Raw genomic sequence first — 20,899 nt, forward strand, 5'->3', positions numbered from 1 at the left:
ATACCGATCTGGAACGAGATCGGCCGAAGGGCGGGGTCAGCGGGCTCGCCTGCGCAGGCCCTCCATGTCGTGGATGGTCACCCGGCGACGGCCCGTCTCGATCAGGCCGCGGTCCCGCAGCGAGCGCAGGGACTTGCTGACCGCCTCGCGGGAGGCCCCCGTCCAGCCGGCCAGCTCGTCCTGGGAGAGCGGCAGCGTCACCCGGACCGCGCCGCCGACCGGCTCGCCGTACCGCTCGGCCAGCTCGATCAGCCGGGTCGCCACCCGGCCCGTGGTGTCGAACGCGCCGTACTCGATCCGCTTGCGGTCGGCGTCGCGCATCTTGCCGATCAGCATCCGCATCAGGAGCACCGCCACCCGGCCGTTCTCACGCAGATAGGCCGGGAAGTCGTGGATCGTGATGCCCTCCACCGGCTCCAGCGTGGTCACCGTGGCCGACCTCAGCAGACCGTCGATGACGGCGAACTCGCCGAGCAGCGCGCCGGGGCCGCGGATCGCCAGGACCACCTCGGTCCCACCGGCGGTGTGCGAGGAGACCTTGACCCGCCCCGACGTCAGCAGGAGCACCCATTCGGCGACGTCGCCCTCGGTGCACACCGTCGCTCCCCGCTCCCACCGCCGGGGGGTGCCGGCCGCGTGCAGCGCGGCGGCCTCGTCGGCCGTGAGCAGGGTGACGAACTCGCCCGGCTCGGGGGTGGGGGTCACGACTGTCTCCTGCTCCCTCGTGCGGTCTGGCCGGTGTCGATTATGCCGGTACGGTCCTCGCCGGAGAGCCCGCTTCCACGGCGGTTTCCGTGGTTTTACGGTGGACTCTCCAGTTTCACATGGGTTTCTGAGTTTTCACGATGGTTTCTCCGGCTCTCCGGCGGACTCTTGCTCCACAGTGCAGATTCCGCGACTCCACGGCGGGTTCTACCGCAGAGCGGACAGCACATAGGCGTGGACGGGCCGCTCCTTGCCCTTGAGGGCGAGTTCGCCCAGCGGGCGGACCCTGGCGCCGGGACCGATCAGGTCGAGGGTGCTCTGGCCGATCACCACGGTTCCCGGCTCGGCGATCCCCTCCAGCCGGGCGGCCACGTTCACGCAGTCACCCATCGCGTTGAACCCGCGCAGCTCGGGGCTGCCGATGTTGCCGACCAGCGCGACACCGGTGTTGACCCCGATCCTGAACCGGGGATAGCCGGGTGTCCCGGCGGCGATCTCCTCGGCCGCCTCCTGCATGGCCAGGGCGGTCCTGGCGGCGGCGACGGCGTGGTCCGCCTGCCTGGCGGGGGCGTTGAACAGCGCCAGCAGCGCGTCACCCACGAACTGCACGATCGTGCCGCCGTTGCCCAGCACGATGGGCACGGCCGCCGAGTGGTACCGGTTCAGCATCTCGACGATCTCGCCGGGCGCCACCCGCTCGGAGTAGCTCGTGAAACCCTTCAGGTCGGCGAAGAGCGCGGTCAGCTCGACCAGTTCGCCCCCGAGCGCCGCGGTCCGCGGATCGGCCAGCAGGGACTTCGCCACGTCCGGGGACATGTACTGCCGGAACAGGGTGGACAGCTCCTGATACAGCCGGGTGTTCTCCAGGGAGATGGACAGCTGGCTCGCCAGCGTGGCGGCGAGCGCCTCGTCCTGCCGGGTCCTGCCCACCGGCACCGTCAGCGCCCCGGCGAGCCGTCCCCGCACGGTCAGCGGGTGGACGACGGTTCCGCCCAGCCGTACGGGTCCGTCGCCGGGGAAGTCCTGCGGGCCGTACACGCCGGAGTCCAGGGTGACCCGCCCGCCGGAGACCAGTCCGACGCGCACGTCCCCGTAGGCCCGCCGTACCCGCTCCAGCCCCCGGGTCAGCAGCTCGTCCTCAGGCATCCCCACCCTGGCCCGGTTGCCCATGTCCACCAGCGCGGCGAGCCGCTCCGACACCTCCCGCTCGTCGGCCAGCGCCTCACCGGCCCGGTCGAGCACCGCGGCCTGCCCCTCGGTGAGCCCGAACTTGCCCGCCAGCCTGGTCGCGACGGGGACCCGGCTCCCGCCGCCTGAAGGGGTGTCCGCCCTGCGCCTGAGGTGGCCGACGAGTTCCTCCAGGGCGGCCTCGTACTCGCCCCTGAGCCGCTGGACGGTCGCCGCCAGCGCCACCGAGTCGAACAGGCCGGCGCTGGAGCCCTCCTGCCGGAACTGCAGGTAGGCGCTGTAGGCGACGAACAGGAAGGCCACGGCCAGCAGTAGGTGCCAGAGCCACCACGACAGGTGCCAGTTGAAGTGCGACATCCCGGCGATCGTGGCCTCGGCCAGCAGCGCGTAGGCGGTGAGGAGGCTGACCAGCATGGCCGAGGGACGCCGCCGGTGCAGCTGGAACATCATCGCGGTCGCCGCCGCGTACAGCGCGACCCCGAGCGCCTCCAGCCCGCCGAGGCCGGCTCCGTGCGCGGGTGGCCGGCCCCCCAGCGGGGTGAGATCGGGGAGCAGCGACGCGACTCCCCAGCCGGCCAGCAGCAGGACGAGGCCGCCGCGCAGCCAGACCTGTGCCTTCAGCACGGCCTGGGCCACCCGCTCGTTCAGCGGCAGGGCCGAGGCGAAGGCGAACATCGAGGCGATGAGCAGGCCGACCGGCTGGGACAGCTCGAACCCGTAGTTCGGTCCTTGGAGGATGACCTTCGGCGTGGTCAGCCCATGGATCAGGAAGAATCCGGCGCTGCTCAGGAAGACCAGGGAGACCAGCAGCAGCCGCGCGTCGGCCCGCCTGGCCGAGGCCTGGCCGATCATGGTGCCGAGGACCACGTTGACCCCGGCCACGGCGATGATCAGCCAGAAGTGGCCGACGTTGTCCTGCAGGACGGCGTTCAGCCTCGGCCTGGTCAGCAGCAGCCAGAGCCCCGCCATCGGCAGCGCCAGGTGGATCGCCCAGACCACCAGGCGGACCGGCTGACCCGACGGCGGCAGGTACGGCACCGGCCCCTCGCCGTCCCCGGCGCCGCCGTTCCCGCCGTTGCCGCCCCAGTCCTCCCCGTCCTCCCCGCTCTCTCCACGACCTCCACGACCGCGTTCCCCGCGTTCCCGTGGTCCCCGGAGCCTCTCGGTCGACGCGGTTCTCGGGTCGTTCACCGGCACGGTGACCTCCGTGTCCTCGGGAACCGTTCCGGCTCCCTGTCGCGTCCGCCTCCGCCCGCCGACCGGCGACGGCCGGAGTTCTCCCCGAACAGCGGCGATTATCCCGCATGTGGTCGATGCGGTCATGCGGTCCATACGCTGCGTTATCAGGCTGAAACGCGATGTTTCGCAGGGCAACTCAAGGACGGTGGGGACGGCCGACGGCCACTCCCGGTGACGACCGGCGGTGGCGCCCCTCCCGCCCTCGGGCCTTCCCGGGATCGGCCCTTCCAGGCTCGGGTCCTTCCGGGGCTTGGACGCCGAGGGGGGTACGGCTCAGCTGAGCCGTACCCCCCTCGGGGCGTGCGCGGGGTCAGCCGAAGATTCCCGGCAGGGTGGCCGTGTGGGTCTCCCGGAGCTCGGTGATCGGGATGTCCAGGACGTTCTCCACGATCAGGGAGTCGCCGCCGGTGACGCCCAGGCCGTGGCAGGGCACCTCGTGGGCGACGCAGAGCTCGGCGAGGAGCTGGAAGGACTCCGGTGTCACGGTCACCAGCGCGCGCGCCGGCGACTCGCTGAACAGCTCGACGAACGGGTCGTCCCCCGCCGGGGAGACCGTGGCGCCGACCCCCCTGGCGAGGCACGCCTCGGCCAGGGCGATGGCCAGGCCGCCGTCGGACAGGTCGTGGGAGCCGGTCAGCAGACCGCGGGAGGCGGCCTCGGTGAGCACGGTCGCCAGGGCGCGTTCGGCCTCCAGGTTCGCCTTGGGCGGCAGGCCGCCCAGGTGACCGTGGGCCACGTGGGCCCACTCGGAGCCGCCGAACTCCTCCTCGGTCTCACCCAGCAGGACGATCCGCTCGTCCGGGCCGGTGAAGCCGCTGCCGACCCGCAGGGCCACGTCGTCGATCACGCCCAGCACGCCCACGACCGGGGTGGGGTGGATCGGGGTGGACCCCGTCTGGTTGTAGAAGGAGACGTTCCCGCCGGTCACCGGGACGCCAAGCGCCTTGCAGGCGTCGGCCAGGCCGCGGGTGGCCTCGGCGAACTGCCACATGACCTCGGGGTCCTCGGGGGAGCCGAAGTTGAGGCAGTTGGTCACCGCCAGCGGCGTCGCGCCGGTCACGGCCACGTTCCGGTACGCCTCGGCCAGCGCGAGCTGCGCCCCCGCGTACGGGTCGAGCCTGGCGTAGCGGCCGTTGCCGTCCGTCGACAGCGCGATGCCCCGGGTCGTCTCCTCGGCCCCCGGCATGATCTCGCTGATTCGCAGCACCCCGGCGTCGGCCGGCTGGGCCAGCACGGTGTTGCCCCGGACGTAGCGGTCGTACTGGGAGGTGACCCACTCCTTGGACGCGAGGTTGGGCGAGCCGAGCAGCTCCAGCAGCGTCGCCCGCAGGTCGTCGGGGCGTGCCAGCCGTACCGGGTCGTCGGCGTTGAGCGCGGACTGACCGGCCGGCTCGTGGAAAGGCCGCTCGTAGACCGGGCCCTCGTCGGCCGCGGTGCCCGGCGGAATGTCGACGATGGTCTCGCCGTACCAGGTCATCACCAGGCGGCCCCCGTCGGTGACCTCGCCGATCACGGTCGCCGGGATGTCCCACTTGGCGCAGATCGCCATGAAGGCAGCGATGTCGTCGGGGGTGACGACCGCCATCATGCGCTCCTGCGACTCGCTCATCAGGATCTCCTCGGGCCGCAGCGACGGGTCGCGCAGCGGGACGAGGTCCAGCCTGACGTCCATGCCGCCGGTGCCCTTGGCCGCCAGCTCGGTGGTCGCGCAGGACACGCCGGCCGCGCCGAGGTCCTGGATGCCCACGACCACGTCCGCCTGGTAGAGCTCAAGGCAGCACTCGATCAGCAGCTTCTCCATGAACGGGTCGCCCACCTGGACGCTGGGACGCTTGGCGTGCGACTCGTCCTCGAAGGTGGCCGAGGCCAGGACGGACGCGCCGCCGATGCCGTCCGGGCCGGTCAGCGCGCCGAACAGCACGACCTTGTTGCCCGGTCCCGGGGCGGTGGCCAGCTTGATCTGGTCCTTGCGGAGCAGGCCCACGCACAGGGCGTTGACCAGCGGGTTGCCGATGTAGCAGGGGTCGAAGACGACCTCGCCGCCGATGTTGGGCAGCCCCAGGCAGTTGCCGTAGTGGCTGATGCCCTCGACCACGCCGGGCAGCACCCGCCGGGTGTCGTGGGCGTCGGCGGCGCCGAAGCGCAGCGCGTCCATCACCGCGATGGGCCGCGCGCCCATCGACATGATGTCGCGGACGATCCCGCCGACGCCGGTCGCCGCGCCCTGGTGCGGTTCGACGTAGGACGGGTGGTTATGCGATTCGATCTTGAAGGTGGCCGCCCAGCCGTCGCCGATGTCCACCACGCCGGCGTTCTCGCCCATGCCGACCAGCAGGGCCTCGGACTTGGGGGCCTTGGTGCCGAACTGGCGCAGGTGCACCTTGGAGGACTTGTAGGAGCAGTGCTCGCTCCACATGACGCTGTAGATGGCCAGCTCGGAGCTGGTGGGCCGGCGGCCGAGGATCGCGCGGACCCGCTCGTACTCGTCGAGCTTCATGCCCAGCTCGGCGTAGGGCTGCCGCTCGCCGGGCGTGTCCTGGGCCCGCCTGACGGTGTCCAGGGCCGGCTGAGCCCGCACGTCGTCGGCGGGGGCCTGGGGGTCGTGCTCGCTCACAGGTTCACCAGCTTCTTCAGGATCGAGGAGAAGAATCCGCGGCCGTCCGTGCTTGGGGCGCCGGTGAGGTCCTCGACCGCGTGCTCGGGGTGCGGCATGAGGCCGACGATGTTCCCGGCCTCGTTGCAGATGCCCGCGATGTCGTTCAGCGAGCCGTTGGGGTTGCCTCCGACGTAGCGGAAGACCACCTGCCCCCCCGCCTCCAGCGCCTTCAGGGTCGGCTCGTCGGCGACGTAGCGGCCCTCGCCGTGCTTGACCGGCAGCACGATCTCCTGCCCCTCGGCGAAGTCGGAGGTCCAGGGCGTGGCGGTGTTCTCCACCCGGACGCGCTGGTCGCGGCAGATGTAGTGCAGTCCGGCGTTGCGCATCAGCGCGCCGGGCAGCAGGTGGGCCTCGCAGAGGATCTGGAAGCCGTTGCAGGTGCCCAGGACGGGAAGTCCGGCCCTGGCCGCCGGGATCAGTTCCTCCATCAGGGGCGCGAACCTGGAGATCGCCCCGCACCGGAGATAGTCTCCGTAGGAGAAACCACCCGGCAGGAAGATCGCGTCCACCCCCTTGAGATCGGGGTCCGCGTGCCACAGCGGGACGGCTTCGCCGCCCGCGTGGCGCACGGCGCGGGCCGCGTCCTGATCGTCAAGAGTCCCGGGAAAAGTGACGACGCCCACGCGGGCAGCACTCATGGTAGCGTTCCCCTCCACAAACGAGCGCCGCGCCGACATCTCACACGTCGGACCTCGGTCTGCGGCGGTGCGCCCAGGCTATCCGCTCCGGGAGAGCAGGTCACACGGCGGCGAGCACGCGGCCCTGGCGGAGGAAGACGGCGTCCTCGTCCCAGTCGAGATGTTTGCGCAGGTGCACGGTGGTTCCCCGGCCGGGTGTGATGCCGAAGGAGATCTCGTCCACCACCGCCTGCATGATCAGGATGCCCCGGCCGTTCTCGATGTCCGCCGGGGGATACTGCTCGGGGACCCGGACGAGCCCCTGACCTCTGTCGATGATGTGGACGTCGCAGCGGCCGTCGCCGATGGACACCTCGACCTCGTAGCGGTTGTCCGGGCCACCGTGGCGCACCGCGTTGGCGCACGCCTCGGTGACCGCGAGCAGGATGTCGGAGACGCAGCTCTCGGTGACGCCGAGCGAGCGCAGGGAGTCGCCCAGCGCCCTGCGGACCATCGGAATGCCGATGGCCTCTCTGGGCAGAGCCAGCGAGAACTCGATATCCACCGGATCCCTCCCGGGGCCAGACGTCACCTTGTCAAGGTTTCCCCGCGGAATCCGGGCTAACCGCAAAATAACCTTAATGTTATTTAGTGTTGGTCAAGCTGTGGGATTGCGACACGCTCGGAAGGTGATCTACCCGGACGTACGGGCACGCCCTACGCGATACGTGATGATCTAGGACTCCACGGTGACCCGGTAGTCCTCGATCACGGTGTTGGCCAGCAGGGTCTCGGCCATCTTGCGGACGTCCGCGAGGGCGGCCTCGTCGGCGGGCCCCTCAAGCTCCACCTCGAACCTCTTGCCCTGCCGTACCGCTGAGACACCGGAGAAGCCGAGCCGCGGCAGCGCGCGGGCGATCGCCTGGCCCTGCGCGTCGAGAATCTCGGGCTTCAGCATGACGTCGACAATGACGCGCGCCACGGTGTTCCTCCTGGTTGCAGCGGGGACGGTTCGGCGCCTCAAGCGTAACGGGCTCCGTCGGCAGTTCGTCGCATGGTCCCGGCTCTCCTCGTGCGAGGGTGAAAGCCGGTCCGGCGGGAAGGTGACAGGGAATCCGGCGGGTGAGGGAGATCGAGATGGATGCCGGGGCGGGGCTTGCGCACAGGTATGTGCCCTCTGTCACGATGTCCACAAACGCAGACGGACCACCACCAGTCGGATCGGATGCGCTGCTAACCGGCCGGACAGCGATGGTGAACCCATCACGCCGGCCCCGAGCACACAGGAGTGGCACGTGACAGCCGAGGCCCCTCATGGTGCGGAAGCACCACCGGAGCTCGTCCAGTTGCTGACCCCCGAGGGTGAGCGGGTCGAGCACCCCGACTACGACATCGACCTGACACCGGAGGAGATCCGCGGACTCTACCGGGACCTGGTCCTGGTGCGCCGGGTCGATCTGGAGGCCGTGGCGCTGCAACGCCAGGGCGAGCTGGGCCTGTGGGCCTCCCTGCTCGGTCAGGAGGCCGCGCAGATCGGCTCGGGACGGGCGCTGACCGACGCGGACATGGCCTTCCCGACCTACCGCGAACACGGCGTGGCCTGGTGCCGGGGGGTGGACCCGGTCAACCTGCTCGGGCTGTTCCGCGGGGTCAACCACGGCGGCTGGGATCCCGCCGAGCACAACTTCCACCTCTACACCATCGTCATCGGCAGCCAGACCCTGCACGCCGTCGGCTACGCCATGGGCATCCAGCGCGACGGCGCCGAGGCCGCCTCGATCGTCTACTTCGGCGACGGCGCCACCTCCCAGGGCGACGTGAACGAGTCGTTCATCTGGGCGTCGGTCTTCAACGCGCCCGTGGTGTTCTTCTGCCAGAACAACCAGTGGGCCATCTCCGAGCCGCTGGAGAAGCAGACCCGTATCCCGCTGTACCGCCGGGCGAGCGGCTTCGGCTTCCCCGGCGTCCGGGTCGACGGCAACGACGTCTTCGCCTGTCTCGCGGTCACCCGCAAGGCGCTGGCCGACGCCAGGGCCGGGCAGGGGCCGATGCTGATCGAGGCGTTCACCTACCGGATGGGCGCGCACACCACCTCCGACGACCCGACCCGCTACCGGGTGGCCGACGAGCTGGAGGCGTGGAAGCTCAAGGACCCGATCGAGCGGGTCCGCGCCTACATGTTCAAAAACCAGCTGGCCGACCAGGAGTTCTTCGACACGATCGACGCCGAGGCCGACGAACTGGGCCGTGACGCGCGCAGACGCTGCCTGGCGCTGCCCGATCCCGAGCCGCTCGCCATCTTCGACCACGTCTACGCCGAACCGCACCGGCTGATCGACTCCGAGCGCGCGCAGTTCGCGGCCTATCTGGAGGGGTTCGAGGGATGACGACTCTCACGCTGGCCAAGGCGCTCAACGAGAGCATGCGCAGGGCGATGGAGGACGACCCCAAGGTTCTCGTCATGGGCGAGGACGTGGGCAAGCTCGGCGGCGTGTTCCGGGTCACCGACGGGCTGCAGAAGGACTTCGGCGAACAGCGGGTCATCGACACCCCGCTGGCCGAGTCGGGCATCGTCGGCACGGCCATCGGCCTCGCGCTCCGGGGATACCGTCCCGTCTGCGAGATCCAGTTCGACGGGTTCGTCTTCCCGGCCGCCGACCAGATCATCACCCAGCTCGCCAAGATGCCGCTGCGCTCGCTGGGCAAGTTGCGGCTGCCCGTCGTGGTGCGGATCCCGTTCGGCGGCGGCATCGGCGCGGTGGAGCACCACAGCGAGTCGCCGGAGGCGTACTTCACCCACACCGCCGGTCTGCGCGTCGTGGCCTGCTCCAACCCCGCCGACGGCTACACCATGCTCCAGCAGGCGATCCGCTGTGACGACCCGGTCATCTTCTTCGAGCCCAAGCGGCGTTACTGGGACAAGGCCGACGTCGACACCTCCGCCTTCTCCGAGGACTGGACGCCCCTCGACGAGGCCAGGGTGGTACGGCGGGGCACCGACGTCACGCTGATCGCCTACGGGCCGATGGTGAAGACCTGCCTGGAGGCCGCGACGGCGGCCGAGGACGACGGCCGATCCCTGGAGGTGGTGGATCTGCGCTCGCTCAACCCGCTGGACGTGGAGCGCGTCGTGGAGTCGGTCGGCAGGACCGGCCGATGCGTCGTGGTGCACGAGGCCCCGGTCTACAGCGGCTTCGGCGCGGAGATCGCCGCCCGGGTCACCGAGCGGTGCTTCTACGGCCTGGAGGCGCCGGTGCTGCGCGTCGGCGGGCCGTCCACCCCCTACCCGCCCTCCAGGCTGGAGGACCACTACCTGCCCGACCTGGACCGGGTCCTCGACGCCGTCGACCGCGTGTTCGCGTTCTGAAAAAGGGGAGGCGACGATGAAGGAGTTCAGGCTCCCCGACGTGGGAGAGGGCCTGACCGAGGCCGAGATCGTCCGGTGGCACGTGAGGCCCGGCGACCCGGTCAAGATCAACCAGATCATCGTGGAGATCGAGACGGCCAAGGCCGTCGTCGAGCTGCCCTGCCCCTTCGAGGGGGTGGTGACCGCACTGATGGCCGCCGAGGGCGAGACCGTGGAGGTCGGCAGGCCGATCATCTCGGTGGACGACGGCACGGCGCCCGCCCCCGGCGCTCCCTCGGGCGCGCAGGCGGAGGAGGGGCTCACCGAGGTCTCCGCGGACCGGCGGGGCCTGACCGAGGACATGGTGCCGCACCCTCCCGAGCAGGAGCGCCGGCCCGTCCTGGTGGGGTACGGCGTCAAGCCGGGCGCCGCCAAACGCCGCCCCCGCAAACCCATGGCGGGCACCCCCGGCCGGGCCGTGAACGGGGACGCGGACAGAGCCGCGGGTGGTGGCGCGGGCGCGGCGGCGTCCTTCGCCACGCTCCCCGTCGCCGGTGAGACCGAGGCCGGGGCCGTCCCCGCCATGCCCCCGGCCCCCGCCGGTACGGCCGTGCCGGCCGGCCGGGTGATCGTGCCGGCCAAGCCTCCGGTGCGGAAGCTGGCCAGGGAGCTCGGGGTCGACCTGGCCACGCTCACCGGGACCGGCCCGCAGGGGACGATCACCCGGGAGGACGTCCACTCGGCGGTCGGCCAGACCGGTCGGGCGGGGCCTTCGGCCGTTCCCGCGGCGGTCGCGGAGGAACGGATCCCCGTCAAGGGGGTGCGGAAGGCGACCGCGCAGGCGGTGACGGCCTCGGCCTTCACCGCGCCGCACGTCACCGAGTTCCTCCAGGTGGACGTGACCCGGGCCGTGGAGGCGGTCGGGCGGCTCAGGGAGCTTCCCGACTTCGCCGAGGTCAGGGTCACGCCGCTGCTCCTGGTCGCGAAGGCGATGCTCGTCGCCGTCCGACGCCACCCGATGATCAACTCGTCGTGGGACGAGGCCCGCCAGGAGATCGTGGTCAAGCACCGGGTGAACCTGGGCATCGCCGCGGCCACTCCGAGGGGTCTGCTCGTTCCCAACGTCAAGGACGCTCAGGCGCTGTCCCTGCCGGAGCTCGCCGGTGCCCTGGGGGCCCTGGCCGAGACCGCCAGGGCGGGCCGTACCCAGCCCGCCGACATGGCCGGGGGCACGATCACGATCACCAATGTGGGGGTGTTCGGGGTGGACGCCGGCACCCCCATCCTCAATCCGGGCGAGTCGGCCATCCTGGCCTTCGGCCAGATCAGGGACATGCCGTGGGTGGTGGACGGGCAGATCGTGCCGCGTAAGGTGTGCACGCTCGCGCTCTCCTTCGACCACCGGATCGTGGACGGTGAGCTCGGCTCGCTCTTCCTCCGCGATCTGGGAGCCATGCTGGAGGACCCCCTCCGGATGCTCGCCTGGAGCTGATCCCGGCCGGAGCCGGCGCGGACACCTGATGAGCCCGCCCCCCGTCACGGGGAGCGGGCCCATCAGGGGCGGACCGGTCCGTTCGACGTCATCTCCGGTGGGGGGCGTTGGAGAGCGGTTCCGGTTTCCGGCCGGTCCGGGCCTTTTCCGGGCCGGCGGAGAAGAAACGCAATTCCGCCTCGGTTGTGCGCGGTTCTCAGGCGGACGGTCTATTCCGCCGTCGGTTTACCACCACCAGTTGCCGCCCCAGTCGCCGCCCCAGTTGCTCCAGCTGCTCCACCTCCAACTCCGCCATCCGCAGCCGTTTCCACAGCCGCAGGAGCGACGACATCCGCAGCCGTTTCCGCAGCCGCAGGAGCGGCGGCAGCCGCAGCGACAGCAGCGGCGCCGCCATCCGCAGCCGGTGACGAAGCTCGTGGCCCCGGCGGTCTGGACGGTGGGGGTCGTGGTGTTCGCCACGGATGTGACCGTGGCCTCGGCGGGGGCGGCCATCAGGGCTCCGGCGATGAGCCCGGCGCCCATGGTGCTCGCGATGAACGAGGCGGCAGTCTTCGTTTTCATGCGATCCTCCGGTTTCACGAGAGGACGGATTCGCCCTCCTGAGCTCCGAACACCTCAAACATCGCAGAAGACGCAGCTGTCATGACACCGCAAAGCACTTATACTTTGGCAAAGCCGCACAGACGTGTATAAATATGAAATAAATTATCCATATCGGGGCATTTCTGGACGATGGGTTCTTGCCATCCTGAATGCCATTCGGTACCCGCTGTCGATTCCTTGACGGCATGGCCGTACCCTGGCGGAGCACCCGAGGAAAGGAAGATCATGTTCCGGCATGTCGTGCTGTTCACCTGGGCGGAAGAGGCCACCGACGAGCAGAGGGCCACGGTCGCCACCGAACTCGGCAGGCTGCCGGGGGTCATCCCGGAGATCCGCGCCTACACCATCGGCGCCGACGCGGCCGTGAACCCGGGCAACCACGAGTTCGCGGTCGTCGCCGACTTCGACACCGTCGAGGACTACCTGGCCTACCGCGACCACCCGGCGCACCAGGCCGTGATCGCCGAGCACATCAAGCCCATCCTGGCGTCCCGGGCGGCCGTGCAGTTCGCCTGCTGACCCGCGCCGGCCGGGTGGCGGGCCGTTCCTAGTCCTCCGAGGGATGGTTCTCGCGGTGCATCAGACGGTCGTCCGACGTATGCCCGCTCCTGGCCCCCAGCACGATGCTCAGCACGATCCCGATCGCGCCGACGATCATGAAGATCAGGCCGATGACGTCGATGTGCACATCCTTGCCCAGAACGTCGGGCTCGATGGCGAATCTGAGGATGGCGCCGAGCGTGAGAAAGAAGATGCTGACCCCGACACCCATCAGGTCCTCCGGACGGAAGTAATGATCAGGTAAACAGAACCTACGTGATGGGTCATACCCGTTCCGGGGCGATCACACTACCCAGACGGGTCTTGTCGTCCGAGGTGGGCCCCCACGAGCCCAGGTGGACCGGGACGTCGAGGGCGTCGGCCACCGCGGCGGGCCAGTCGTCGACGCCGTCCAGATAGCGGGGGCGGGCCCTCAGCAGCCGTCCGGTCAGCCCCGCCTGCCCGTCGAGGTCGCCCGCCGTCCCCACGGGAAGCTCGCCCACGTCGTAGGAGACGCACATCCGCGACACCGGAACGTCCAGGTGGGTGAGCGCGAGCGCGTCGGCCCCACCGGCCACCGCCAGCGCGTAGCGGTGGGCCACCGCGTCGAAGTGGCCGACCCTGAAGGGCCCCTGCCAGGGCCCCGTCCCGTTGTGGGCCTCGGCCGTCTCCAGCGTCGGATCCTCGGTGACCAGCGGCCCCGGCCCGTGCCGGGTGGTGTAGGTGCGCAGCACGCCCAGCCGTACGGCGGGCACCCCGTCGAGCAGGGCCAGCGCGTTGGCGAAGGTCGTCGTGCTCCAGGTCGTGTAGGGGTGGAAGCCGTGCCACTCGTCGAGCAGCACGCCCTGCGCCCCCTCGAAGACCACCGGCCGCCCGTGCAGCAGGGCGGTCGTGAACGAGGAGTCCACCAGGGTCACCCGCTCGGCGAACGCCCGGTAGGCCGCGACACAGTCGGCCACGGGCGGCCCCGACACCTTCAGCGTCTCGCGGAGCGCGCGCAGTTTGCGGGCCAGCCGGGCGGGGGTCTCGCAGTCGCCGACGACCGGCGCGAGGCCGGGGTGCTCCAGGGCGTAGGCCATGGTCTCGCCGACGCCCATCCCGCACGACCCGTGCCGGTCGGCGCCCCGCGCCAGCTCCCGCGCCCGTCCCGCCGCCACGTGGTACGGCGTGGCGAGCAGCGCCTCCCGGTCCACGGTGAGCAGCCCGAACGGGTGCGGAACACCCACCTCGCCCAGGTGCGCGGCCTCCGCGGCCAGCGCGAGCGGGTCCACGACCACGAACCGGGACAGGTGGGTGGGGACGCCCCGGAACGTCCCCGACCCGAACTGGGCGAACGTGTGGTGCCGCCCGTCGGGCAGGACGACGTTGTGCGCCGCCTGCCCGCCCCCGTTGAACCGGACGACCGCCCCCACCCGCCGTTGGGCGCAGAGCCAGTCCACGACGGTGCCCTTCCCCGCGTCGCCGTACCCGAGGTCGGTCACGATCACATGCTCACTCACGCGCCCCCACCCACCCCGCCCCAATCCGTCCTCGGCCCTCCTTCCGCGCCCTCTCCTCCCCTTCGGTCCCCCTCCCCGCCCTTCTCCTCGCCTCCGTCCTCCGTCCTCTGTCCTTCTTCCGGTTTCGGTGGTGGTCCGCCTTCTCTCAGCCCTTCTCCCCGTCCTGTGGTCCGTCCGCCCGTTCACAGCCGGATCACGCCGCTGTCGCCACCCGTGTCCATGCCCTCGGTCACCACGAGCGCGCGCCGCTCCAGCCTGGCCAGCGCCTTGCCCACGGCCTCTCCGGCGGCCGAACCGAGCTCGTCGAGGTCGCTGAGCCCCTCGTCCAGGTCGATGGCGTCCTCACCGAGGCCGACGGTGAGCGCGATGGTCTCGCAGACCGCGTCCAGGTCGTCCAGTTCGAGCACGTTCTGGCCGAGCAGTTCGCGCCAGGCGGCCAGCACCTGACCGTCCCCCGCGTGGCCCGCCCCGGCGGGCAGGATGTAGTAGACGTCGTACATCCTGGTCAGCTCGGTGACGATCTCGCCGGTCGGGATGTCCCGCCGGAGGTCGTCGCCGATCACCTGGCGGACCTCGCGGCGCTTGACCTTCGGGTAGGGCAGTTCGTCGCCGATGATGAACAGGTAGCCGCGGCGTCCCCGCTTCTCGAAGCAGTCGAGCGAGGTGTGCCTGGCCATGAAGTACATGGCCAGCTCGTACGACTCGGTCATCTGGCCGCCGCCACCGCCCTCCAGCAGGATCTTGCCGAGGTCGTCGTCCATCCGGTTGTCCGACTCGAACTGGCCGATCTGCAGTGGGGCGCGGTCGCAGGTGGCGTCGCCGATCGAGCCGAAGAGGATCTGCGGGTCGGTGGCGTAGCCCTTGCGCAGCAGCAGGCCGAGCAGGTCGGGCAACTTGCTCTGGAGCGTGCGGGGCACCCCGCGCATCGAGCCGGTCACGTCGAACAGGACGGCCACGGCCAGGGTGTCGGGGTGCTCGCCGGAGTCACGGCTCTCCCGGGCCGTCACGCCGTGCGGATCGAGGTCGCGGTGCACGGTGCGCGCGCCGCTGTCGCTGTAGGCGAAGGCGCTGGCGCCGCTGGCCGCGCGGTAGCTCGCGGCGGCGGCGTAGACGTCGGTGGACCAGATTCCGCTTCCCATGGGGGATCTCCCGGTTTCAGAGGTGCAGAGGTGCAGAGGTGCAGAGGTGCAGAGGTGCAGGGGTGCAGAGGTGCAGGGGGTCAGGGGTGCAGGGGTGGGAGGGGTTCAGAGGTGGAGGGGGCGATACCTCCTGGGCCCGTAGAGGTCGTCGAGCAGGTCGTCGAGCTCGCCGAGCAGCCGCCAGGCGTCCCGGGGCGGGCCGATCAGACTGCCCCGGAGAAAGCGGCGGATCGCCGTGGGCACCCGCTCGCCCATCAGGGCGGCGACGCACCGGGTGGCGAGGTGGATGTCGGTGGCCTCGGTCGCCGGTCGGCGGGCCGGGACCTCGGGAGGGTAGTCGTCCCGGTGCCGGGCCACGAGGACGGTCAGCGGGCTGCCGAGCGGGACGGACTGGCTCCAGTCGACGAGCACCAGACCGTGGTCGATCGGGTGCACCAGCACGTGGTGGCCGAAGACCGCGCCGTGCACGACCCCCGCCCGGTGGGCCGCCCCGAGCGCGACCAGCAGCCGTCGCCAGATCCACGCCGCGTCCCTCGGGTCGAGCACCGTCCGGCGCTCGGCGATCTCCGTCAGGCTCACGAACCCGTCCGGCACCCGGCTGATCACGTTGGCCTGCCGCTCGACCCCGCCCGAGCGGTACCGGAACGACTCGGCCAGCCGGGGCACGTACGGCAGCAGCAGCGGATCGCCGTCCCGCTCGATCCCGCTGAGCGCGTCCGCCTCGCGCCGCATGAGGTCGTTGTCGGCGTGGCTCCGCGCCACCTTGAGCAGCGCGTCGGCGCCGCTCTCGTACAGCACGGCGGTGGCGCCCCGCCGGAACACCTTTCCGACCCGGAGGGTCCCCCGGCCGGTGGTGATCACCGCCTCGGCGTCTCCGCCGTGCGCCGCCCAGAGGCGGACCAGCTTGGCGAAGCATTCGGCGGCCTCCGCCCCCGGCACGAGGTCGGGGTGGAGCAGCCGGGCCAGCCGCCGGTACGCCCGCCTCGGCGAGTCCCCGCCGAACAGGTCCTCCGGGGTGCGGGCGGCGGACACCAGCGCGATCGCCTCGGCCGTGGTGATCACCGCACCTCCTCCTCCCTGGCCGGGCGGAGCAGCGCGGGGTGGAGGAGACGGGCGTCTCCGGCCCGGTAGAGCTTCGCGCGGGGGCCCCCGCGAGGCCCGCCGCTCTCGGTGGTCTCCCCGGTGCCCTCCACGAAGCCGGGCACCGACAGAACCTTGCGGTGGAAGTTGCCCGCGTGCAGCGGCACGCCCCACACCGTCTCGTAGACACCGCGCAGCTCGGAGATCGTGAACGTCTCGCCCACGAAGGTGGTGGCCAGCGGGGTGTACTCCAGTTTGCTCCGCGCCCGCTCCAGCCCGTCCCCGAGGATCCGCCCGTGGTCGAACGCGAGCTCGGGGACCCGGTCGGCCCGGTGCCAGGCCGCGTCCGCCGCGTCCGAACCCGCCCGGGGGTCGGGCAGGCCGGGGGCGAAGGCCAGGTAGGAGACCGACACGATCCGCATCCGGGGGTCCCGTTCGGGCGCCCCGTAGCTGGCGAGCTGCTCGATGTGCACCCGGGGGGTCAGCCCCGTCTCCTCGGCCAGCTCCCGCGCCGCCGCCTCGGGCAGGTCCTCACCCGGCTGGATGAACCCTCCGGGCAGCGCCCACCGCCCCGCCTGGGGCTGCCGGCCCCGTTCCACTAGCAGCACGCGTAACGCGCCCTCCCGGATGGTCAGCGCGACCACGTCGACCGTCACGGCGACCGGCGGGAAATCGCGCGGGTCGTACCCGGCCAGGAACTCGGACTCGTCCATCCCACGTCCTTCTCATAGTAAGACAATCTCATTATGAGAATAACTTGACCCAAACGTCAACACCGATATCCCGTCCCCCCCTCACCCGCCGAAGACGAGGGCGAGGGGGAGGCGGGGATGAGGGCTGTCCCCGTACGGCCGTGGCCGTACGGGGACGGACCGGCGGTCAGGCCGTGATGACGTCGGTTCGCCGCGGGCGCCACGGCGCCGGTACGGCGGGCGCCGACACCTCCCCGATCGAGAGCCGGAGCCGGGCCGCGACCGGGGGAATGTTAAGGATGCTTGACATCATGTCTGCCCTGCTTTACGTTCAGTGGTGTTAAGTTTGCTTTACATGGGAGCGGCCGTGTCCATCGGAGAGAAGCGCGCGCGTGGATCTATCGTGAAGATCGTCACGTGCCGCGGGGGCCTCTGACGATGGGAAGGCCCACCAAGGTCACCAACTCGATCCGATCCCTCCGTTTCGCGCACGGGGAGATGACCCAGGCGGACCTGGCGGACCGCATCGGCGTGACCCGCCAGACCGTCATCGCCATCGAGCAGGGCCGCTACTCACCGTCGCCGGAGATGGCCTTCACGATCGCCCGGGTGTTCAGGGTGCCGCTGGACGACGTCTTCCAGTACCCCGGCGCCGAGGAGTAGCCGCCGACGACATCGCACGGCGTGCGGGGGAGACCACCTCGCGGCCTCCATTCGCCATACCCGAAATCAGGGAGAAACCATGAGCTCACCCCAGGCACCCCAGCCGCCTCGGGCACCCCGGCGCCTCGCCAGGATCGCCGGACTCCTCTATCTGGTCGTCGCCGTCCTCGGGGGCTTCGCGCAGTTCTACTCGCGCGAGAAGGTCTACGTGCCCGGCGACGCCACCGCCACCGCGCGAAACGTCGTGGCGCACGCCGGCCTGGTCCGCGCGGGCTTCGTGGCCGACCTCGTGCAAGCGGTGTTCTTCCTGCTGGTGGCCATGACCCTGTTCCTGCTCCTCGAACACGTGAACAGGAACGCGGGCCGTGTGATGGTGATCTTCGTGGCGATCGCCGTGGCCATCACCTGCCTCAACCTGGTTCATCAGTTCGCGGCGCTCCTCGTCGCCACCGACCCCTCCTTCGCGGGAGCCTTCGGCGCGCGGGGGGCCGACGCGCTGGTGCTGCTCATGTTCGACCTCCAGCACCACGGCTACCTCATCGCGCAGATCTTCTTCGGCCTGTGGCTGCTGCCGCTGGGATACCTCGTCCACACCTCGCGCATGTTCCCCCGCGCGCTCGGGGTCCTTCTCGCCGCCGGAGGCGGCGGCTATCTCGTGGACACGTTCACGCGGTTCCCGGCCCCGGAGCTGGGGGCGACTCTGAGCCCGTTCGCCATCGCGCCGGCCGCGGTCGCGGAGGTGGCCCTGCTTTTCTGGCTGCTCCTGAGAGGTGTGAAAGCCTCACCGCGGGGTGGGCAGGTCCCCGTCGCGGCCTGAGCGGCGATCGTATGGCTCCCCGGGAGGAACGTCCCGGGCCCGGACGAGGCGCCCGGCCGGGCGGCGAGGTCGTCACCACCGTGTGAGAGGGCGCCCGGACCGGCAGGACCGCCGGTCCGGACGGGGCGAGGTCAGAAGGCGTCTTCGGGCAGGTCCATCAGACTCTGGTCGGTGGCCTCCAGCACCCGGCGCTCGGCCGCGATCCGGGGCAGTACGGTCTGCGCGAAGAAGGACGCCGCCCCCACCTTGCCGGTGTAGAACGCCCGATCCCTGCCGGTCCCCGTCCCGGAGCCGGCGGCGCCGTCGGTGGCGGGGGTCAGGGTGTCGAGGGCCTCCAACGCGACCTCGGCCTGGCGCAGCAGCAGCCAGCCGATCACCACGTCGCCCAGCGCCAGCAGGAACCGGGTGGTGTTCAGCCCCACCCGATACACCTCCCGCGGGGTCTGCAGCGAGGTGAGCGCCCAGCCGCCCATCGCGTCGGCCATCGCCTTGACCTCGTCGGCGGCCTCGGCCAGCAGCGCCCGCTCCTGCTTCAGCCGCCCGTTGCCCGCCGTCGAGGCCGCGAAGCCCGCCACCTGCTCGTGCAGCACGCCCAGCGCCGTCCCCCCGTCCCGCAGCACCTTGCGGAAGAACAGGTCCAGCCCCTGGATCGCGGTCGTCCCCTCGTACAGCGAGTCGATCTTCGCGTCTCGCAGATACTGCTCGATCGGGTAGTCCTGCAGATATCCCGACCCGCCCAGCGTCTGCAGCGAGCGCGCCAGCATCTCGTAGGACCGCTCCGAGCCCACCCCCTTGACCAGGGGCAGCAGCAGATCGTTCATCGCCTCGGCCCGCTCGTCGCGCCGCCCGGCGGACCGGGCGATCTGCACCGCGTCCTGCCAGGTCGCGGTGAACAGCACCAGCGCCCGCATCCCCTCGGCGTACGCCTTCTGCAGCATCAGCTCCCGGCGCACGTCCGGATGGGCCGTGATGGCCACCCTCGGCGCGGTCTTGTCGGCCATCCGGGTCAGATCCGCGCCCTGCATCCGCTCCTTGGCGTACGCCAGCGCGTTGAGATATCCGGTCGACAGGGTCGCGATGGCCTTGGTGCCCACCATCATCCGCGCGTGCTCGATGATCATGAACATCTGCTTGATGCCCTCGTGCACCCCGCCCACCAGGGTGCCCACCGCCGGTCCGTCCGGCCCGCCGAAGGTCAGCTCACACGTGGTGGACACCTTCAGCCCCATCTTGTGCTCCAGGCCGGTGACGCACACCCCGTTGCGCTCTCCCAGCGCCCCGGACTCCAGGTCCACGTGATACTTGGGCACCAGGAACATCGACAGGCCCTTGGTGCCGGGCCTGGCGCCTTCGGGGCGGGCCAGCACCAGGTGGAAGATGTTGTCGGCCAGGTCGTGCTCGGCGCTGGTGATGAACCGCTTGACCCCCTCGATGTGCCAGGTGCCGTCCGGCTGCTCCACCGCCCGGGTGCGGCCGGCACCCACATCCGAGCCCGCGTCCGGCTCGGTCAGCACCATGGTCGCCCCCCACTGCCCCCCGATCGCCAGCTCGGCGAACCGCCTCTGCTCGGGGGTGCCGATCAGGTGCAGTACGTAGGCGAACGCGGGACCGCTGGCGTACATCCAGATCGCCGGGTTGGCGCCCAGCACCAGCTCGGCCAGCGCCCAGTTCACGCTCGGCGGCAGGCCGGGGCCGCCCAGTTCGGCCGGTAGGCCCAGGTTGGTCCAGCCCGCGTCCCGGTAGGCGGCGAACGACTTCTTGAACCCCTCCGGCAGGGTCACGGTGTGGGTGGCGGGGTCGAAGGTCGGCGGGGTGCGGTCGCCCTCGGCGAAGGAGTCGGCCAGTACCCCGGTGGCCAGCCGGTTGACCTCCTCCAGGACGCTGCGGACCACGTCCTCGTCGAAGTCGGTGAACGGGCCGGTGCCCAGGATGTCGCGGCGGTCGAAGACCTCGAAGAGGTTGAACTCCAGGTCGCGGAGGTTGCTCCTGTAGTGGCCCATGGACTCTGCTCCTTGAAACCGGGGGAACCGGAACTTTTCATACTCGCCAGTAACCTTACCTCTGATGCTACCCGCCAGTAACCCCTAAAAACCGCTCCGATGGGACGTTCGTCGCGGTGATCTCCCGATGGATCGCCCGGCGGGTCGTCCGCGTGACCGGCGGTTCACCCTCCGGTGGGAATCAAAGTGATTTTTGCTATGTTTTCTCCCTAGAGCCCTCAAAAGAGCCGCTCCCGGACGAGACGCGCCGTACCCGGTCGGAAAAGACGACGCTCCTGTCAGGGGGAGCCGTCATGGCCTGGATGATCATCGTCGTCGCCGGACTGTTCGAGGTCGCGATGGCCTATTCGCTCAAGATGAGCGACGGGTTCTCCGTTCTCCTGCCGAGCATCGGGTTCGCCGTCTTCGCCGTGCTCAGCTTCGGCCTGCTCGCGATGGGGCTGAAGAGCCTGGAGGTCGGTACGGCCTACGCCGTCTGGACCGGCATCGGCGCCGTCGGGACCGCGTCCCTGGGCATGCTCGTCCTGGGCGACGACGTGTCATTCCTCAAAATCGCCTCGATCGCTCTCATCCTCGTCGGCGTCGTCGGCCTCAACCTCGCCGGGGGCGGTCACTGACCTGCG

At 70.7% G+C, this 20,899-nt stretch carries 21 protein-coding genes and 1 riboswitch; of the genes, 7 read left to right on the forward strand and 14 right to left on the reverse strand.

Going from position 1 to position 20,899, the window contains the following annotated elements:
* Positions 1–36: 36 nt before the first annotated feature.
* The 6 genes from ACWEF2_RS14355 to purS all read right to left on the reverse strand — a co-directional run bounded on the left by ACWEF2_RS14355 (position 37) and on the right by purS (position 7,387).
* A complete protein-coding gene (locus ACWEF2_RS14355) occupies positions 37–705 on the reverse strand; it encodes a Crp/Fnr family transcriptional regulator (protein ID WP_453815227.1) in 669 nt (222 codons plus the stop codon).
* 207 nt (positions 706–912) lie between these two features.
* Positions 913–3,084 carry an adenylate/guanylate cyclase domain-containing protein gene (locus tag ACWEF2_RS14360; RefSeq protein ID WP_453815228.1) on the reverse strand — a complete coding sequence of 724 codons (2,172 nt, stop codon included), beginning with the start codon at positions 3,082–3,084 and terminating at the stop codon, positions 913–915.
* A 358-nt stretch (positions 3,085–3,442) separates the two neighbouring features.
* Entirely contained in the window at positions 3,443–5,710 is a 2,268-nt protein-coding gene (gene purL, locus ACWEF2_RS14365) for a phosphoribosylformylglycinamidine synthase subunit PurL (protein WP_453815279.1), read from the reverse strand.
* A gap of 32 nt (positions 5,711–5,742) precedes the next feature.
* On the reverse strand, positions 5,743–6,426 hold the full coding sequence (gene purQ, locus ACWEF2_RS14370) for a phosphoribosylformylglycinamidine synthase subunit PurQ (protein WP_453815230.1): 684 nt from the start codon (positions 6,424–6,426) through the stop codon (positions 5,743–5,745).
* A 100-nt stretch (positions 6,427–6,526) separates the two neighbouring features.
* Positions 6,527–6,970, reverse strand: coding sequence for an ATP-binding protein (locus ACWEF2_RS14375; protein WP_355599403.1), 444 nt, complete (start codon positions 6,968–6,970; stop codon positions 6,527–6,529).
* Between the two features lie 171 nt (positions 6,971–7,141).
* Positions 7,142–7,387 (reverse strand): phosphoribosylformylglycinamidine synthase subunit PurS, encoded by a 246-nt coding sequence (gene purS / locus ACWEF2_RS14380; protein WP_355599402.1) that lies wholly within the window; start codon positions 7,385–7,387, stop codon positions 7,142–7,144.
* Positions 7,388–7,700: 313 nt separating this feature from the next.
* Here purS and pdhA point away from each other — a divergent pair, with 313 nt between their 5' ends.
* The 3 genes from pdhA to ACWEF2_RS14395 are packed head-to-tail and all read left to right on the forward strand — an operon-like array spanning position 7,701 to position 11,243.
* A complete protein-coding gene (gene pdhA, locus ACWEF2_RS14385; protein WP_355599401.1) occupies positions 7,701–8,792 on the forward strand; it encodes a pyruvate dehydrogenase (acetyl-transferring) E1 component subunit alpha in 1,092 nt (363 codons plus the stop codon).
* Positions 8,789–9,772, forward strand: coding sequence for an alpha-ketoacid dehydrogenase subunit beta (locus ACWEF2_RS14390; RefSeq protein WP_453815232.1), 984 nt, complete (start codon positions 8,789–8,791; stop codon positions 9,770–9,772). The genes pdhA and ACWEF2_RS14390 overlap by 4 nt, the downstream gene beginning before the upstream one ends.
* Positions 9,773–9,788: 16 nt before the next feature.
* Positions 9,789–11,243 carry a dihydrolipoamide acetyltransferase family protein gene (locus ACWEF2_RS14395; protein WP_453815234.1) on the forward strand — a complete coding sequence of 485 codons (1,455 nt, stop codon included), beginning with the start codon at positions 9,789–9,791 and terminating at the stop codon, positions 11,241–11,243.
* 225 nt (positions 11,244–11,468) lie between these two features.
* On the opposite strand, the gene ACWEF2_RS14400 is transcribed toward ACWEF2_RS14395, so the two are convergent.
* A complete protein-coding gene (locus ACWEF2_RS14400; protein WP_453815236.1) occupies positions 11,469–11,804 on the reverse strand; it encodes a hypothetical protein in 336 nt (111 codons plus the stop codon).
* Between the two features lie 267 nt (positions 11,805–12,071).
* Between ACWEF2_RS14400 and ACWEF2_RS14405 the strand changes: the two genes are divergently transcribed.
* Positions 12,072–12,365: a Dabb family protein gene (locus ACWEF2_RS14405; RefSeq protein WP_453815238.1), complete on the forward strand. Its 294-nt coding sequence runs from the start codon at positions 12,072–12,074 to the stop codon at positions 12,363–12,365.
* A gap of 28 nt (positions 12,366–12,393) precedes the next feature.
* On the opposite strand, the gene ACWEF2_RS14410 is transcribed toward ACWEF2_RS14405, so the two are convergent.
* The 6 genes from ACWEF2_RS14410 to ACWEF2_RS14435 form a co-directional block, all read right to left on the reverse strand.
* A complete protein-coding gene (locus ACWEF2_RS14410) occupies positions 12,394–12,618 on the reverse strand; it encodes a DUF6458 family protein (RefSeq protein WP_453815240.1) in 225 nt (74 codons plus the stop codon).
* 52 nt (positions 12,619–12,670) lie between these two features.
* Positions 12,671–13,885 carry an adenylosuccinate synthetase gene (locus tag ACWEF2_RS14415; protein ID WP_453815241.1) on the reverse strand — a complete coding sequence of 405 codons (1,215 nt, stop codon included), beginning with the start codon at positions 13,883–13,885 and terminating at the stop codon, positions 12,671–12,673.
* 182 nt (positions 13,886–14,067) lie between these two features.
* On the reverse strand, positions 14,068–15,024 hold the full coding sequence (locus ACWEF2_RS14420) for a hypothetical protein (RefSeq protein WP_453815243.1): 957 nt from the start codon (positions 15,022–15,024) through the stop codon (positions 14,068–14,070).
* A gap of 105 nt (positions 15,025–15,129) precedes the next feature.
* Complete coding sequence (locus ACWEF2_RS14425) at positions 15,130–16,086, reverse strand: lipopolysaccharide kinase InaA family protein (protein ID WP_453815244.1); 957 nt, start codon at positions 16,084–16,086, stop codon at positions 15,130–15,132.
* Positions 16,083–16,817 (reverse strand): NUDIX hydrolase, encoded by a 735-nt coding sequence (locus ACWEF2_RS14430; RefSeq protein ID WP_355599392.1) that lies wholly within the window; start codon positions 16,815–16,817, stop codon positions 16,083–16,085. Before ACWEF2_RS14430 ends, ACWEF2_RS14425 begins: the two co-directional genes overlap by 4 nt.
* A 166-nt stretch (positions 16,818–16,983) precedes the next feature.
* Positions 16,984–17,106 carry a hypothetical protein gene (locus ACWEF2_RS14435; protein WP_453815246.1) on the reverse strand — a complete coding sequence of 41 codons (123 nt, stop codon included), beginning with the start codon at positions 17,104–17,106 and terminating at the stop codon, positions 16,984–16,986.
* 107 nt (positions 17,107–17,213) lie between these two features.
* Between ACWEF2_RS14435 and ACWEF2_RS14440 the strand changes: the two genes are divergently transcribed.
* Positions 17,214–17,459, forward strand: a complete 246-nt coding sequence (locus tag ACWEF2_RS14440) for a helix-turn-helix transcriptional regulator (RefSeq protein ID WP_453815248.1) — start codon at positions 17,214–17,216, stop codon at positions 17,457–17,459.
* Between the two features lie 79 nt (positions 17,460–17,538).
* Entirely contained in the window at positions 17,539–18,276 is a 738-nt protein-coding gene (locus tag ACWEF2_RS14445) for a DUF4386 domain-containing protein (protein WP_355599390.1), read from the forward strand.
* A gap of 131 nt (positions 18,277–18,407) precedes the next feature.
* Here the strand turns inward: ACWEF2_RS14445 and ACWEF2_RS14450 are convergent, their stop codons facing one another.
* A complete protein-coding gene (locus ACWEF2_RS14450; RefSeq protein WP_453815251.1) occupies positions 18,408–20,276 on the reverse strand; it encodes an acyl-CoA dehydrogenase in 1,869 nt (622 codons plus the stop codon).
* 209 nt (positions 20,277–20,485) lie between these two features.
* A riboswitch (guanidine-III (ykkC-III) riboswitch) is annotated at positions 20,486–20,552 on the forward strand.
* Positions 20,553–20,569: 17 nt separating this feature from the next.
* On the opposite strand from ACWEF2_RS14450, the gene ACWEF2_RS14455 reads away from it, so the two are divergent.
* A complete protein-coding gene (locus ACWEF2_RS14455) occupies positions 20,570–20,893 on the forward strand; it encodes a DMT family transporter (protein ID WP_453815252.1) in 324 nt (107 codons plus the stop codon).
* Positions 20,894–20,899: the final 6 nt, after the last annotated feature.

The organism is Streptosporangium sp. NPDC004631, from assembly GCF_053601935.1.